The organism is Sphingomonas sp. SRS2 (genome assembly GCF_000971055.1).
Classification (GTDB): domain Bacteria; phylum Pseudomonadota; class Alphaproteobacteria; order Sphingomonadales; family Sphingomonadaceae; genus Rhizorhabdus.
This window is the reverse complement of sequence record NZ_LARW01000077.1, coordinates 39,975-55,627: the sequence shown is the minus strand read 5'-3', so window position 1 is coordinate 55,627 and position 15,653 is coordinate 39,975. Positions and strand designations below refer to the sequence as shown.

The following is a 15,653-nucleotide window of genomic DNA, read 5'->3' as shown; positions in this document are numbered from 1 at the left end:
GGGGTCAGTTCAGCGCCGACGGATCGGCGCGCTCGGCGAAGATCATCTCGATCTTGACGCCGTTTGGGTCGAAGAAATGAACCTGCGTATCGGCGGTGTCGGCGACAGGCGCCGCCTTGAATTCAACCGCATGGCTGCGGAGATGATCGAGGAAAGCGAGCAACCCCGTGCCTCGAAAGGCAAAATGATGGAAGGCCCCGGTGGGGCCCTCGACGGGCTCGCGATCGATTATATGCAGGATCGGATAGTCGCCACCCTCGGCATAAAGCCATGCGCCGGGAACAGGAACCCCATTTGCCTCGAGCGGAGGGCGGTGGCCGGGCCGCAAAGCGAGAATGTCGCCGTAAAAAGCGATCGTATCATCGATGCACCCGCTCGAGAGCGTGACATGATCCAGTCGAAGTGGTGGCATTCTCTTTCTCACCCAGCTCAAGACAATATCGATATAAGATACTTTTAACGATCTTATCGTCAAGCCTCGGCGTGCGGGTATTTAAATTCGGACGATCGCATCGAGAATCGTTTACGGGCGAGCCGCGACCGATCAGCGCGTCATCCGCGCCAACCTGATAAATCGACGTCCGCGATGGTGGTTAGCGCGGCCAAGCGCTTCGCAGACAGTTAGATTTGTCGGGCGCGGAGGTATTTTTTCGATGCGATCAGCGGAAGGAAAACCGTGTCGATCATTTCTTCCACAGCTCCGCGGATATCGATGTTCGCTTGCGTTGCCGCAATGAAGGCGAGAAATGCGGCGGGAATTGAGATGACCATCTGCGTGAGCTTGCCCGTATCGATCTCACCGCGTCGGGCCGCCCGCTCTAACAAGAACCTGACAGCCGACACGCGCCCTGCGAGCAAGGTCTCGCGAAAACGCGCAGGCGAGGACGATTCCTCGCGATAATATTCGTCCATCTGGGTCCACATCATCATCACGACGGGGAAATCACGCTCGTAAAGTTCGACGATATACTGAATGAGTTCGGTGCGGATGTCGCTTTCGTCCGGGACAGTAAGCGGCTTGCGCTCGATATGATGCTTGAACGCCGCCAGTGCGAGATCGCCACGGTTGGGCCAGCGCCGCGCGATGACCGGTCGGCTGGTCTGCGCCTGCAGCGCCACGCCTTCGATCGTGAAGGCAGAATAGCCTCCTCGAAGCAGTTCCGTCCACGCCGCATCCAGCAGCGCATCTTCGAGCTCGGCACCGCGCCGTCGTGTTTTGACGCCCCGTCCCTGCTCCTCGCCCTGCTTCGTCGTCCCTTCAAGACTCATCTTGCATCCTAGTTGACGAAAAAAATAAGATGCATTAACATCTCTTATCGCTAAGAATAGCGCTCCGGTAGCGAAGAGCAAGTCTGGCTTGAATGCCCGCCAAAGGCGGTGAGGGAGGCCGGGCTCCTCCTCGCTGGACCGCCCTGGAGACTTGCTGATCGAGGTGCACTGATGGGGCGTTAGGTCGTGATTGGAAGTTCTTATGTCTTGCCCGACATTGCCTGGGCAATGGGTAGGAATGCTTTGCCGCGCCAGGCTCATCGCGATCTCACCAAGCTGTTGCCTTTCGGCGTGGACGGAGAGGCGACCCCCGGGTTTTTTGCCGACAATTTACCGCCTGAGCGGACCACCGACCATGCCCGCACAGCAGGGGCGAGCATTCGCAACATATTGAAATCAAGGATTGTTATGCTGACAGCTGATCACCCCAATGCGCTCTGGCTAGCCGAAATCTACAATGTGAGCCCGGGAGGCGATGCCGCGGATGCAAGTCTGACTGCTGAGGAACGCGACCATCGTCACGCTGCACATATCGCCAAGCATATGGCGCGGATGTCGCCGGATCTCATCATTCATACAGGGGGCGTACGGCTGGCCGTGACAGGCGACATGGCATTCATGAAGGCCTACAGTCGCCGTCGCGCCTCGCTAAGCGATGGTGGCGACGTGTCGATCATAGAGGTCCACCAGATCCTGGCAGATGACACCTATGGTATCCTCCACTTCCGCTCCCGCACGACGCGCGGCGACCATGTCTGGGAGCGCATCGGAATGGGCGCATGGCGCTTTGAAGACGGCATCGCCGTCGAGCATTGGGAGCTGTCTAACGGTCCGAAATGGGATGCTTTCTATTTGGCTGGCGATCCCGACTTCAACGGCGACGCAAGACAATATTGGACGAAGGAATAGGCGCGCGCATCTTTACCCGACGATGTCCGGCTTCTGCGTCATGTGGACGTCGCGAAACACCTGTGCGTGCATTCGGAATCGACGCTCTTGAAGAGTGTTTCGTTGGAGCCGCGGGTTTGAACATCGTTGTGGCTGCGCGGCCCGCCCTTCCTTATCCTAGCCTGCGGCTACCGGTAAAAAGGAGCCGTTGGACGGTTGCATTGGCCGCTGAACATCGGCGCTTCAGTGTTCTGTCAGGCTCCTTGCGCTCCATAGCACGCTCGCTGTGATTCTGGCGCGCGCCGCGTCGGAGAGATCGATCGCCTTCATCAACCGCAGGCCGATGCTGGCGACGGCGAATTGATATGTCGAAGGCACCGCATCCAGATCAAAAAGTCGGAGCGCGGTATCGCGGATACTGAATATCGCCGCTGCATAGGGGTGTGAACGCACGCATTGTTCACCGAGTGCGATCAGCCGCTCTATCTCCAAAATGTCGTCGAACGATGCATCTGACGGATCGTTTATCCGTACGCTCAGTTCGATAGCCACAAGATCGTGGAAGACATGTCCGCGGCCGGTTCGCTGGAAATCGACCAACCCCGCCAGTTTGCGACCGCGGCGGAGGATGATGTTGTCCGAGTTCAGATCACCGTGAAGAACGCAGCTCGTATAGGTACGAGCGGCGTGACCAGCGAACAGTGTCTCGCAAATGGGTCGGAACACGGTGTCGCCGATCCGATATCCTTGGACGCATCGTCGCGCACCGAAATATCGCGCAGCATAGCCGAACAGCACGGTCTCGGCTGCTGTCGCCGACCCTGAATCCCTGAAATAGCGCGCCAGATAATAGTGGGCCAGATCCGTCTCAGCCTGCGCCTGGCCTGCACCGTACCAGCATCGGTGCAGCGTCTCGAAAAGCGAAGATAGGACGGAATCGAGGGACGCGAGATCTCCGGCGGCAAGGCGGTCGGTCAGCGTTTCCGCTTTGTCGCCGTCCCCCAAGAACGAATAGCAAAGCGCGGCGCGATCATGCGCCGTGGCGAAGCCGTATAGTTCGGGCCGACAAGCGGTTGGCAGAAAAGGGCGGACGAACTGATCATAGTTCGCCTTTTCCGAAATTCCGGCGCCGAGCGGCGCGATTTTCACCACCGCTGAAAAACCGCCGGATGTTTGATCGTCTTCGGCTAGCAGTGCGGCCTTGAATATATACGCTCCGCTGCGCCCTCCACTCAGCATCGCAAGCGTTATGCCGTTGGGCATGTGCCTCCGGATGCCAGCAAACGCATCGTTCAGAACCTCGGTAACGAGATCGATGACTTCGCGCGCTTCCTGGTCGCTGGCGAAGGGCATCAGACCCGGCAGGCGAATCTCCTGCGCCGCCGACGCGGATGTGTCGATGATATGTTCCGCTGCATGGCTTGGCACGCTGCGACCGCGCCGCCGAACATCGTACCGGTCCGGCATGTCAGCTCCGGGCACCTGTTCGGCGCAGCAGCCAGCCATTCTGCTTGATCGCATCGACAAGGGCGCGTGCCGGATTGCGGTGCCCCTGCCTGCCGGCCAGCACCACGAACTCGACATCCCCGAGCGGCGGCAGGTCATTGGAAGCGATTTCCGCCAAACCGGGAGGGACGAGTGACCGCGCATGTGGCGCGACGCCAAGACCTGCGGCGAGGGCGGCATGGATACCGCTCTGGGTTTCGCTAGTGCAGACCACCTGCCAATTGCTGCCGACGCTCTCCAGCGCCATCAGTGCAGCCGTCCGGGTGATCGCGGGGGGCGTCAACACAATCAGTGGAACCGGTTGCGCGGTGTCCAAGATGAAGCCTGACTCGGCGATCCAGATCAACGGCTCCCGCCAGACGAGTTCGCCCTGCGTCTCGCCGGACCTTCGCTTGATGAACGCGAGGTCGAGCATGCCAAGTTCCAGTGATTGACGCAGATTTTCGCTCAGTCCGATGATCAGTTCCAAACTGACGCGAGGATGCTCTCCCTTGAATCGTCGCAGGAGCTCGGGCAATCCCGCCAGCACGACGTCCTCGGTCACTCCCAAACGCACCGACCCGCTTATTTCGGCGCGCGAAAAATGACGCAGGGCCCGATCATTGGTATCCAGGATCGAGCGAGCAAAGCCCACCATCGCTTCGCCGTCGGACGTCAGTCTTACCGAGTGCGTGTCGCGGATGAACAGCCGCGCTCCGCAGGAAGCTTCCAATTTCCTGACATGCTCACTCACTGTCGATTGCCGCAAATTCAGACTTGCACCCGCCAGCGTGAAATTAAGCGTGCGCGCCACTGCGACGAAGCTCTGCAACCAGACCGGGTCAAGCACCATTGGTTATTCCATAACATGATAACAGTAATGTGGGCTATCGACATTTACAATTACGAGCTTTTGATGGAACAATAAACGGCATGAAGAAGATGCTGAAGTTGCTGGATCCATATATCGCACTCATGGTGGCCACGATCGTCGTGGCGGCGGTGGCGCCCGTCTACGGAAGAGGCGCAACGATCGCCGCGACGACAGCAGACGTCGCGATCGCCTTCCTGTTCTTTCTCTATGGCACGCGACTGTCGCCAAAAGCAGCGGTTGCGGGGCTCATCCAATGGAAGCTGCAGATTGCGGTTCTACTGTGCACTTTTGCGCTCTTTCCCCTCCTCGGGGTCGGTTTCAGTCACATCATGGCCGGCATGCTGCCCCATGCCCTTCTGGTCGGGGTAGTGGTCTTGAGCCTGATGCCGTCGACGGTGCAGTCGTCGATCGCATTTACATCAATTGCACGGGGCAACGTCGCGGCTGCGCTGTGCGCCGCATCGCTGTCGAACATATTGGGTGTTTTCATCAGTCCGCTGCTGGTCGGCTGGCTGTTTCAGACCAGCGGGGTCACCCTGTCTTTCGATGTGTTCCGCGACATCATGTTGCAACTTCTCGCGCCATTTCTGGTAGGCCAACTCGTTCGGCCGTGGATCGGCGAATGGATTCAGCGCCACAAACAGGTTTTGGGCTATGCGGATCGTGGCTCGATCCTGCTGATCATCTATGTCGCCTTTTCGAAAGGGACGGTGGAAAATGTCTGGGGCGGAGTGAGCATTTCACATCTGCTGATCCTGATGGGCATCTTGACGCTTCTGCTGGCGATTGTCCTGATCCTGACCGACTTTATCGGAAGGCGCCCGTTGTCGCTTTCCGTCGAGGATCGCATCGTCCTCCAATTCTGTGGATCGAAGAAGTCGCTCGCCAGCGGCCTGCCGATTGCGAGCCTGCTTTTCCCCGGGCCGCAACTGAGCCTCGTTCTGCTGCCGTTGATGCTGTTTCATCAGATCCAGCTGATCGTCTGCGCCGTGCTGGCCAGACGCTATGGCGCCAAGGCCGATCAACAGGGCACACCTGATGCCGTTACGCGCCAGCCCGGAGCCCCGGCAACGCAATAGAGCCCGATGCGCTAACAGCTTGGTGTCGGCTATAAGGATGAACGGCGTATGGCGTATAATACGATCCGCTATGAAGTGGCGTCCGGTGTTGCGACGATCACCTTGTCCCGTCCGGGATATTTGAACGCGTACACGACGGAAATGATGCATGAGTTGATCGATGCGTTCGACGTCGTCGACAAGGATGACGATGTTCGTGCCGTCATCGTTACGGGCGATGGCAAGGCGTTCTGCTCGGGAGCCGACATCAGCGACGGCGTTGACGGGTTCAGGGTCGGTTCCGGCGACGAACCGCGGCTGCCAAACGGAGATATCGATTACAGCTCGGACACGATCCGCGACGGCGGCGGGCGTATGACGCTGCGTATGTTCGAACTGAAGAAGCCGATCATCGGTGCCGTCAATGGTCCGGCGATCGGTATCGGCGCGACGATGCTGTTGCCGATGGATGTCAGACTGGCGAGCGACACAGCGCGCTTCGGCTTCGTTTTCGCGCGGCGTGGGATCGTACCGGAGGGCGCTTCATCCTACTTTCTCCCGCGGATCGTGGGTATTGGCCAGGCTTTGGAATGGTGTTGTACGGGCCGGATATTCGACGCGCGCGAAGCCCTGGCGGGCGGGCTCGTCTCGCGACTGCATCCAGCAGAGAATCTGTTGGGCGCCGCCCATGCCCTGGCGCGTGAAATCGTGGACCACACCGCGCCGGTGTCGACCGCATTGACGCGACAGATGCTGTGGCGCGGCTTGGGTATGACCCACCCGATGGAGGCCCACCGGGTAGAGAGCCGCGGTGTGTTCTCGCGCAGCAAGAGCCACGATGCGGCCGAGGGTGTCACGGCGTTCTTTGAAAAACGCACTGCGCATTTCCCTGATCAGGTCTCCCGCGACATGCCCGACTATTTCCCCTGGTGGACGGAAGAGCCTTACCGCTGACCCCAACCCGATGGACGACGCCGAACTGAGAAGGCTGGTCGTTCCGGGCGAGACGATTAGCTCTCCCTTCCGCCGCTAGGACTTTGTCCCATAGGCACCGGTATAGCTGCCGTCTCGAATGCTGCGCAGTATGTCCTCTTCCCGGGCCTCCTGGGCGTGCACCGCTTTCAGAAGGTCCGCTGCGATTGCTTGCGGAAATGCGACGACTCCGTCCTCGTCACCAACAACGATGTCGCCTGGCTCGACGATCATGCCGCCGATCGATACCTTAACGTTGATGTCGCCGGGCCCGTTTTTGAAAGGCCCGCGATGGATGGCGGCACGTGCGAAACACGGGAATCCTGATTGCACGAAGGCATGAAGATCACGGATTGCGCCATTGATGACGAAGCCGGCCGCGCCGCGTACCTGCGCGATGGTCATCATGATTTCGCCGACTAGGGCGCGGCTGACGTCGCCATCGCCGTCGACCACGACCACATCGCCTGGCTTCACGAGATCCAGCGCTTTGTGAATAGCCAGGTTATCGCCCGCGGCGACGCGGACCGTCAGGGCGGGACCGACCATGACCTCCTTCACCCGATGAAAGGGCCGGATGTCGATCGCGCCGGGCAGCCGGTCGAGATTGTCGCTGATGATCGCCGTGGAGCTGCGCTTATACGCCGCGACTAGGCTTTCGAGCGTGTCCGGGTCGGCAGTGGTGCGGGGACCGTTATGCATGCATGCCTCCCGATGCGCTCGCTTGCCCGACCAACGCCCTACATGCCTCGACGATGGACCTGCTGCCCGCCTCAACCGCCTCCGGCGACGCTGCGAATGACACGCGAAGGTAAGGCGAGAGGCCGTAAGCACCGCCATCGAGCACCGCCACCTTGGCCTCCTCCAGCAGATAAAGGGAGAAATCCAGATCGGTCTCGATCAGCTTGCCGGCCGGGGAGGTCCTGCCCAGCAAAGCCGAGACGTCGACATAGAGATAGAAAGCGCCCGACGGCGAATTCAGCGCTAAGCCCGGAGCTTCCGAAAGGATTTTCAGCATGTGGTCGCGTCGCGCCCGATACATCTCGGCTGCGTCGCCAACACAGCTCTGGTCGCCGATCAGCGCGACGAGTGCCGCTGCCTGACCGACCGAACTGGCGCAGGTCGTGCTCTGTCCGATCATCTTGATGATGACGTCGATCAACGCCTTGGGGCCGGTGGCGTAGCCGATGCGCCAGCCGGTCATCGCATAGGCCTTCGACGTGCCGTTGATCATCAGCGCCCGATCGAAGAGGAAAGGCGCGACCTCAACGAGACTGGGCGCACGGGCGCCGTCATAGCAGAGATATTCGTATATCTCGTCGGTCATCACCCAGACATGCGGATGACGGCGCAGGACTTCAGCGAGATCGTTCAATTCCGCTCGCGAATAGACTGCGCCGGTCGGATTGTTCGGTGAATTGAGAACGAGCCAGCGGGTGCGCGGCGTAATGGCCGCTTCGAGTTTCAACGGGGTCAGCTTGAACCCGACATCCTGACCGCAGGTGACAATGACGGGGCTGCCGCCGTGCAGGGTGGCGATGTCTGGGTAAGACACCCAATAGGGCGCAGGGATAACGACCTCGTCGCCCGGATTCAGCGTCGCCGCGAAGGCCTCGAAGATCAGTTGTTTCGCTCCGCTCCCGACCACGACGTTGTCGGAGCTGCAATCCAGCCCCTTTTCCCGCTTGATCGTCTCGGCGATTGCGCGGCGAAGCGCCGGCTGACCGCCCGATGCCGTGTAATGCGTGTCCCCTGCGCGCATCGCCTTGAGCGCGCCGGCGATGATGTGGGAAGGGGTCGCGATATCGGGTTCGCCGATCGTCAGATCGACAATTTTCTGCCCAGCCGCCTGGAGATCAGCGACGATCTTTTTCGCCGCGATACTCGCGGACGGCTTCATCGCTGCGGCCCGGTTCGAAATCGTCAAAGGCGGCGGCATTCCGTTCTCCCAGCACTACGCATACGACTTGAGGATAAGATACATAATAGGATCTTACGTCAAGTCGTATGCGTAGCGCGAAACAGCCGGCTCGGTCCGGCACTCGTAGAAAGTCACCCGTTTCGAGCGGCGAAGCGGATGGCTTGCGGTGCAGCTTATCGAAGCCGAGACTGGCGATAAGCGTCCCAGCGCCGTCTCCCCGACCAACGGCTCGACGATCAGTGCGAAGGTAAAGGTGGAGTTGACGAGGACCTGCCTAAAGCCGCTGCTCCGGCCTTGATGTCGAGGTGCAGGGGTGCGGATTATGCGTCATTGTCGAGAACAGCAGATTGTCTGTTTCGGTCATCGTCTGCCGGATCCGGTGCCAATTATGTTACCGCTCGCCGTCATGCACTCCCGGCCGTAAGTTTCGGCCATAACGGCGTCTGATCGCAAAGCGCCGCGCGCCCCAATTCGTTCGCCCAATAGCTTTCGCCACCGAAATCCTCGCGCCATTGCCACAGGCGGCGGGTAAGGCGCGCCAGCGCATATTCCTCCGTGTAGCCGATCGCGCCGTGGATCTGGTGGGCATGTTCGCCGACAATGCCGGCGGCCAGCCCCGCGCGGATCTTTGCGACCGCGACTGCCTGACGGTCGAGCGGTGCGCCGGCTTGGAGGGTGCGAATTGCGGCGTCCAGCGCCGCGCCAGCCGCCGCCACTTCGGCTCCCATTTCGGACAGAAGATGCTGGATTGCCTGGAATTTCGACAGCGCTCGCCCGAACTGAATACGCTGTTCGGCGAATCCGATGGTGAGCGTCAACGCCGCTTCGAGCGCGCCGCATATCTGCGCGGAGCGGGTGAGGGCGGCAAGGGGAAGGGCGATGTCGTGGCGCATCTCACCCGTCGCAATGGCCGCTCCGGTAAGGCCGTCGGAGGCGGCCAGCGGGTCCGCGCCGACCGTGGCACGGGTCCCGGCGACTGGCCCGCGGTGCAACGAAAGCGATCGCCCCCTGACTCGAACGACATAATCCGCGCTGTCGCCGAACGGCACGCCGCGCTGCCAGCCCTCGATGAAGATGCTGCTTCTCCCCAGCGGCGGTTCAAGCCCGGCTTCGCTCAGCAGCCAGGTCGCGACAAGCGTCTCGGCGATTGGCACCGGCAACGCATATGCGCCCGCCAGCCTGACCAGACCGAAACCTTCGACCGGCGATAGACCGAACCCGCCATGGGTTTCGCTTATCCACAGTCGCGTCAGGCCATTTTCAACCAGCGCGGTCCAGGCGGCATCCGGTGCATCCCGATGGAATCCGAAAATCTGTAGGTCACCGTGTCGCGCGTCGCTTCATATAGAGCGGCCGCAAGGTCCCCGCGCCTGATCTCGATGTCGTTTCCCTGCTCTCCGCCGGTGATATCTTCCGGCGTCATCATCGCGATGCGTTCGCCGTTTTCGTCGACGAACTCTAAGGTGCGGGTGTCGACATGGTTGAGCTTGAGCCGCTCGTAGAGACCCATGCGCTTGACGACCTCGATCGCGCTGCCTCGGATATCGATCGGGTAACCACCTCCGCGAAGGCTTTCCGTCTTCTCGACCACAGTGACGTTCATGCCAGAGCGAGCGAGCCAGAAAGCAGCTGCAGGTCCGGCAATGCTAGCACCCGAGATGAGGACATTCTTGACCATATTCAAATTTCCTAGCGAGAAACGGGACGCCGACATTCTGTCGGCGCCCCAGCGATCTCAGGACATATTCCCGATTTTCCGACTGGTTGCGGACCAGCTAAACATTATCGTCATCAATCCGCCGTGGTTGGGAGGACGTCGCCAAGCGTCAGAAGGAAAGGCTGAGCGTGCCGGTGAAATTCCGAGGCGTGCCAGGATAACCCTGGTGGCAGCGCGATCCCGTTGGACAAGTACCATCAGGCCCAAAGGCACCAAGTGCTCCAAAGCCCAGCTCCGTGAAGTAGCCCTTATCGAAGATGTTGTCGGCGCGCAGCGACAGCTCCCATTTGTGGCTGATGTCACCAAATGCGATTCGGGCCCCTACCAGCGTATAGGGATCTGCGCGGCCCTTGTTGAAAACATCCCAGTAAAGCGCCCCCGTATGGGTTGCATCGGCGCGCAGGGACAGGACGTAGGCCTCGCCCATTTCGTGCCGCCACTCGGCGCTACCGCTGGCCGAGAACGATGGCGCATACTGAATGCGATATCCTTTTACCGGTAGCGGATCGAAAGCCTCGGTGGTCGGCTGATCGAAGACCCCGTTCTTCCATTTCGCATTGAGATAGCCTGCCCCGGCGCGCAGAGTGAGTTCGCGCACCGGCTTCAAAGTCGCGCCGCCCTCGACGCCGTAACTTCTCGAGTCGCCGACGTTGGTGATGAATTCCACGGGACTATTATTCAGCAGCGCGCGGCTTTCGACTTGCCGGTCTTTGGTGCTGATGTAGAAAGCCGCCAGTTCGAAGACGAGTTTGCCGTCGGCGGCTGCGCCCTTCAGCCCGACCTCATAGTTCATGGCGACTTCCGGACGGAAAGGCACGCTGATCGCGTCCTCAGGTCCTTGAAAAGGAGCGAGCGAGCCGGAATTCACCCGGCCGGGTTCGAAACCCTTAGAAAAGGTCGCATAGGCCATCACGTCTGGCTTCAGATCGTAGGACAATCCGAGCTTCGGTATGAAGATGGTGTGGTTGGATTCTTCCTTGCGGGTGCCAAGGAGCGGATACGTGCCCGACACCTCGTTTCGGCTGATCCGGCCACCGACGCTAACCGCGAACGGGCCGGTTTTATACGTGAGATCTCCGAAGGCAGCATAGGTTAACTCGGGGATCTTGTTTTTCACTAGGGGATAAAATCCCCTGAGAGGCGCGGGCAGGACCGTTCCGAGCCGGAGGACGGAGTTGTTGATATTGCGATCTTCGACGCGTGAAAAATAGGCGCCGGCAACCCAATCAAGTGGACCGTCCCCGTTCGACTGGGCGCGGAGTTCCTGAGTGTAGACCTTTGTCGTGTAGTCAGCGCGGATTTCGGTCTGGTCGCGTGTGGTCTGGTCGATATCGGTGAAGTATATCTTGTGCGCCTGAGCGTAAGACGAAATCGAGAAAAGATCGACAGCGCCCACCGAGCCTTTGAGCTGCAGCGTTACTGCATGGGTCGTTCGCGAACCCTGGGGCTGGGCGTTGACCGCGGCTGTACGCCGAAAATCACGGATGCTGTTGGCGGGCACCTGGCCGTTGAATGACCCTTCGAGCTTTCCGAAGCGATAGGACAAATAAGCTTCGAAATCGGGACTCGGAGCCCAGACAGCAGCGACGCGCGTGCCATATTCCTTGCGGGACCGAAGCGGTTTCCCGTTGAACGTGTTGGTGATCCAACCGTCGGTGTCGCTCAAATAGCCGGAGATACGGACAGCGAGTGTCTCCGACGCTGGCGCATTGATGGCGCCGAAAAGCGACTTTGTATCGAACGAGCCGTAGCTGAAACTGCCATCAGCGGAAAAATTGTCCATCCTCGGCCGGCGCAGCACATATTTGACCGCGCCGCCGATGCTGCTGCCGCCATATAGGGTTCCCTGCGGACCCTTCAGGATTTCCACCCGCTCAATATCTTCCAGCCTGGTCGACTGGTCTGTGAAATTCTGGACATCGTCGAAGTAGAAGCCGACGCCCTGGGTATTGCCGAATGAGCCTACGCCCCGGATGACGACATTCGGTTCATTATCGGACCGGGTGTTGAGCGTGATGTTGGTCGTCTGGCGGCCGAGATCCTCCAGATTTTCGATACCTGCCCTCGCGATCTCCTGGCTGGAGATCGCCTGCACTGTCTGCGGTACATCAATGAGGCGTTCCTCACGCTTGCGCGCCGTGACGACGATATCGTCGCTCTGGCCGCTTTCGGCGCGCGCGTCTGCGGCAAAGGCGGGTGCTGGCGCGGCGACGATCATCAGTGGAAGGCAGATCGGCCATGCATTGGCATAGGCGCGTAGACGAAGCGATTTGTCGGATTTGTAGCTCATTGTTACCCCCTTTTTAATTGCTGCAGTGCCCTCGGATCTTATTGTTCAACACGAATTCGCAGACGATCGGTGCCACTTGGGCACGGTGATGCCGGGTGAGGCTGTGCCCCGCGTCGGGCACGAGCACGAGTTTAGCGCCATCGATCTGGCCGGCGGTCCAGGCGGCTGTCGCGTCGCTGATGAAAGGATCAGCTCCGCCCCGCAGAACCAGTGTCGGCGCCGTTATGCGATGCAGGTCGTCGCGGCATTCGTGCTGCCGCGCGGCTGACATTCGACGTGCAACCGCTTCCGGAGGGCCGGGCCGGATCGCCGCCTTGGTCTCGGCCACCCTTACCGGATCGGCGTCGACGTCATCCGAGCCGCCGACGTGCCGAAGCGAAAATTGCTCGATTGCGGCGGCATCGCGATTACCCGTGGCCTGGGTTACCACCGGTTCCGCCATCGCAAAGCTTGGGGTCGTCGCCGCGAGGATGAGGCTTTGAACCCGCTCGGGAAAATGTATCGCGGTCATCATCGCGATCAAACCGCCATAGGATGTGCCCATGATATGGGCCTTTGAGAGACCCATCGCGTCGAGAAAGTTTGCGCAGTCTTCAGCCAGGTCACGGGTCGTATAAGGAGGCGCGCCTTCATAGAGATTTTCACGGGTGTCACGCTGATCATAAGCGATCGCGCGAATTCCCTTCTCCATAAGCGGTCGGAAGAGGTCGAACTGGTGCCGATCCGACTGGCCGCCGTGAATGAGAATCAGTGGTTCCCCTGAGCCACTCTCTTCATAGCCGATGTCACGCCCTTTGACGGAGACGGTCGCCATTCCTTGCTCCTATGAAAGTGGGAAATCTGCCATTGGTTCGCTTGGTCCCGAAGCTGCGCGACCCGGCTGATCATAAGGTTGTGGATGTCCCGTGCGTCCTTGGGAGGTCGACACGGTCCTTTTTGCGATACCGGCGAATAGCATCAGCCCATCAGTCCGCCCCAAGGCGGCCGAGGCCGGTGTGGATGGATCGACCCTGTCGGCGAACATCAACTTGAGTCCCTATTAGATCCGCTAAGCTATCTTATATAAGATACGTGAAAGAATCTTATCGTCAATGCCCGACCATAGTTTTTGAGAGATAACTTTCTGCGGAGGCCGCAGGACGGCCGATCGAGATGACCAGCCCTCTCGTTTCGCGCCGACGGCCGATGCGTCGGGTTATGCCGATCTGCAGGGCAAAGTAGATTTCCACAGATGGGCACTGCTCAAGAGTGGTGCACTATCCTGTCCAGGCTGCTCGGAGTGGGGTCCAGCTGAGGGTCACAAGCGAGAGCGACCTCGTCCAGGCGATCAGGGAATCGACCCAGCAGAATGTGTCGCGCGCCGGCGATCAACGCACGTCGGGCCATCTCAATATCCAGCCGACGATCACGATCCGGCCGCGACCATTCGGCTGGTCGTCCACAAGGAGATCATTCTCGCGCCGTGGCGCGGTTAGGAACAGGTCATGCCCAAGCTGAGATTGGCACGCTTGTCGGACAGACCCCGATCAAGCTGGCCATCACGATTACGCCCGATCTCAATGAAGCGCTGCGTGATTACGCGCTGCCCTACGCTGCAAGCTATGGCATGAGGAGTCGGTACCCGGGCTGATACTCGCGATGCCCAGCGTATTTCCCCTAAGCGATCATTCTTTCGTCAAGGCACGCACGATCGAGTGATCGGAGGCGGCCCGATGTTTCGAAAACTGGGTCGACCTGTTCTCTATGCCTTGCCCGATTTGATCGAGTAGCAGGCGTACGCGTCTGTGATCCAGCGCCTGATGGAAGTTGGGGCACATCTCCACCGGCAGCATGATCAATATCCTCGACCAGAACCTCGACATTGCGAAGCCCAACGCCATCGAACCATGTATCAGAAAATTCGACCAGAATTGCGCTAACCTGCGCTGGGTGATTGTCCCGTTGGCAACCATGTGACAACCAGCACTTGAAGGTCACGCACCGATAGCGGCGCTCCAGTTCCTAAGTCACTATATTAAATGAAAGAAACTGGAGCGGGCGAAGGGATTCGAACCCTCGACCCCAACCTTGGCAAGGTTGTGCTCTACCCCTGAGCTACGCCCGCTCTGGCGTCGGTCCGCAGGGGCATCCCTGCGGTCGAGGCGCGGCTATTAGCTTGGGGGTGTCCCCTCCGCAAGCCTGAATCTACATAAATGTCGTGGGACTTGGCATATGCGGGCGGGCTCCCACATAAGGAGCGCGAAACCAGCCTTCAGGAGAATCATAGGTGGCGACTTTGGGGATGAGCGCGGCGGAGAAGGAAGCGGTCGAGGCGTTCCGCCGCGACGTGGTCGAGCCGTCGATGACCTCGCTCGTCATCCTCGACTTCTGGGCCGAATGGTGCGGGCCGTGCAAGGCGCTGACCCCGGTGCTGGAAAAGGTTGCCGCCGACTATGCCGATCAGGGCGTCATCCTCGCCAAAATCAATGTCGACGAACAGAAGATGATCGCGGCGCAGTTCCGCGTCCAGTCGATCCCTACCGTCTATGCCTTGTTCCAGGGCCAGCTCGTCGCCGATCTTACCCCCGCGCGCACCGAGAGCCAGCTCAAGCAGATGCTCGACCAGATCCTGCGGCAACTGCCGATCCAGGGTGAGGCCGACAAGCTGCACGAGGATATCGCCCCGCTGATCGCGATGGGCGAGGAGGCGCTTGAAGCCGGCGATGTCGAACGCGCGGCGTCCGTCTTCGGCCAGCTCATAGAGATGGCGCCGGAGGATGTCGAAGTTGTCTCCGGGCTGGCGCGGACGCTGGTCCGCGCGGGGCAGCTTGACGAGGCCGATGCGCTGCTGGCCGAAGTACCGGCCGAAAAGGCGAAGGAAGCGCCGATCGCGCGCGCGCAGGCCGCGGTGGCGCTCGCCCGTGAGGCGCAGCCGGTCGACGATCTCGGGCCGCTGCGCGCCAAAGTCGACGCCAATCCCGACGATCACGAGACACGCTACGAGCTTGCGGGCGGGCTCATGGCCGCCGACGACCGCGACGGCGCGGCGGACCATCTGCTCGAAATCATCGCCCGCGACCGTGAGTGGAACGAAGGCGCGGCGCGGGCGCGGCTGCTCAAGCTGTTCGAAGTCGTCGGCCTCGAAGACGGCTGGGTGCGCGACCAGCGCCGCCGCCTCTCCGCAATTCTCTTCACCTGAT

At 60.3% G+C, this 15,653-nt stretch carries 15 protein-coding genes, 1 tRNA gene and 1 pseudogene; 5 read left to right on the top strand and 12 right to left on the bottom strand.

Annotated elements, in window-relative coordinates; translation table 11 throughout:
- Positions 1 to 4: 4 nt before the first annotated feature.
- Positions 5 to 412 carry a VOC family protein gene (locus WP12_RS09360; RefSeq protein ID WP_046193444.1) on the bottom strand — a complete coding sequence of 136 codons (408 nt, stop codon included), beginning with the start codon at positions 410 to 412 and terminating at the stop codon, positions 5 to 7.
- 209 nt (positions 413 to 621) lie between these two features.
- Entirely contained in the window at positions 622 to 1,350 is a 729-nt protein-coding gene (locus WP12_RS09355; protein WP_160299200.1) for a TetR/AcrR family transcriptional regulator, read from the bottom strand.
- A gap of 126 nt (positions 1,351 to 1,476) precedes the next feature.
- Here WP12_RS09355 and WP12_RS09350 point away from each other — a divergent pair, with 126 nt between their 5' ends.
- Positions 1,477 to 2,178, top strand: a complete 702-nt coding sequence (locus tag WP12_RS09350; RefSeq protein WP_160299199.1) for a hypothetical protein — start codon at positions 1,477 to 1,479, stop codon at positions 2,176 to 2,178.
- 222 nt (positions 2,179 to 2,400) lie between these two features.
- On the opposite strand, the gene WP12_RS09345 is transcribed toward WP12_RS09350, so the two are convergent.
- Entirely contained in the window at positions 2,401 to 3,510 is a 1,110-nt protein-coding gene (locus tag WP12_RS09345) for a phosphotransferase (RefSeq protein WP_160299198.1), read from the bottom strand.
- A gap of 115 nt (positions 3,511 to 3,625) precedes the next feature.
- Positions 3,626 to 4,495, bottom strand: coding sequence for a LysR family transcriptional regulator (locus tag WP12_RS09340; RefSeq protein ID WP_235399077.1), 870 nt, complete (start codon positions 4,493 to 4,495; stop codon positions 3,626 to 3,628).
- Between the two features lie 80 nt (positions 4,496 to 4,575).
- On the opposite strand from WP12_RS09340, the gene WP12_RS09335 reads away from it, so the two are divergent.
- The gene (locus WP12_RS09335) at positions 4,576 to 5,595 is read left to right on the top strand and encodes a bile acid:sodium symporter family protein (RefSeq protein ID WP_046193440.1); all 1,020 of its coding nucleotides are present in this window, start codon (positions 4,576 to 4,578) and stop codon (positions 5,593 to 5,595) included.
- 48 nt (positions 5,596 to 5,643) lie between these two features.
- The gene (locus WP12_RS09330) at positions 5,644 to 6,528 is read left to right on the top strand and encodes a crotonase/enoyl-CoA hydratase family protein (protein ID WP_046193439.1); all 885 of its coding nucleotides are present in this window, start codon (positions 5,644 to 5,646) and stop codon (positions 6,526 to 6,528) included.
- A 75-nt stretch (positions 6,529 to 6,603) separates the two neighbouring features.
- On the opposite strand, the gene WP12_RS09325 is transcribed toward WP12_RS09330, so the two are convergent.
- From WP12_RS09325 to WP12_RS09300, 7 genes and pseudogenes are all read right to left on the bottom strand, one after another.
- On the bottom strand, positions 6,604 to 7,248 hold the full coding sequence (locus tag WP12_RS09325; RefSeq protein WP_046193438.1) for an RraA family protein: 645 nt from the start codon (positions 7,246 to 7,248) through the stop codon (positions 6,604 to 6,606).
- Entirely contained in the window at positions 7,241 to 8,485 is a 1,245-nt protein-coding gene (locus WP12_RS09320) for a pyridoxal phosphate-dependent aminotransferase (RefSeq protein WP_046193437.1), read from the bottom strand. The genes WP12_RS09325 and WP12_RS09320 overlap by 8 nt, the downstream gene beginning before the upstream one ends.
- Before the next feature lie 103 nt (positions 8,486 to 8,588).
- Positions 8,589 to 8,843, bottom strand: a pseudogene (locus WP12_RS25795) (MaoC/PaaZ C-terminal domain-containing protein); the annotation flags it as partial.
- A gap of 28 nt (positions 8,844 to 8,871) precedes the next feature.
- Positions 8,872 to 9,621: an acyl-CoA dehydrogenase family protein gene (locus WP12_RS09315; RefSeq protein WP_152663938.1), complete on the bottom strand. Its 750-nt coding sequence runs from the start codon at positions 9,619 to 9,621 to the stop codon at positions 8,872 to 8,874.
- A gap of 95 nt (positions 9,622 to 9,716) precedes the next feature.
- Positions 9,717 to 10,145 (bottom strand): hypothetical protein, encoded by a 429-nt coding sequence (locus tag WP12_RS09310; RefSeq protein ID WP_152663937.1) that lies wholly within the window; start codon positions 10,143 to 10,145, stop codon positions 9,717 to 9,719.
- 148 nt (positions 10,146 to 10,293) lie between these two features.
- Positions 10,294 to 12,474: a TonB-dependent receptor gene (locus tag WP12_RS09305; RefSeq protein ID WP_046193435.1), complete on the bottom strand. Its 2,181-nt coding sequence runs from the start codon at positions 12,472 to 12,474 to the stop codon at positions 10,294 to 10,296.
- A 13-nt stretch (positions 12,475 to 12,487) separates the two neighbouring features.
- On the bottom strand, positions 12,488 to 13,288 hold the full coding sequence (locus tag WP12_RS09300) for an alpha/beta fold hydrolase (RefSeq protein ID WP_052730288.1): 801 nt from the start codon (positions 13,286 to 13,288) through the stop codon (positions 12,488 to 12,490).
- Between the two features lie 534 nt (positions 13,289 to 13,822).
- Here WP12_RS09300 and WP12_RS26450 point away from each other — a divergent pair.
- Positions 13,823 to 14,104, top strand: coding sequence for a DUF2274 domain-containing protein (locus WP12_RS26450; RefSeq protein ID WP_443027859.1), 282 nt, complete (start codon positions 13,823 to 13,825; stop codon positions 14,102 to 14,104).
- Between the two features lie 399 nt (positions 14,105 to 14,503).
- On the opposite strand, the gene WP12_RS09290 is transcribed toward WP12_RS26450, so the two are convergent.
- Positions 14,504 to 14,578: transfer RNA gene (locus WP12_RS09290), tRNA-Gly, on the bottom strand.
- A gap of 177 nt (positions 14,579 to 14,755) precedes the next feature.
- Here WP12_RS09290 and WP12_RS09285 point away from each other — a divergent pair.
- The gene (locus WP12_RS09285) at positions 14,756 to 15,652 is read left to right on the top strand and encodes a tetratricopeptide repeat protein (protein ID WP_046193433.1); all 897 of its coding nucleotides are present in this window, start codon (positions 14,756 to 14,758) and stop codon (positions 15,650 to 15,652) included.
- Position 15,653: the final 1 nt, after the last annotated feature.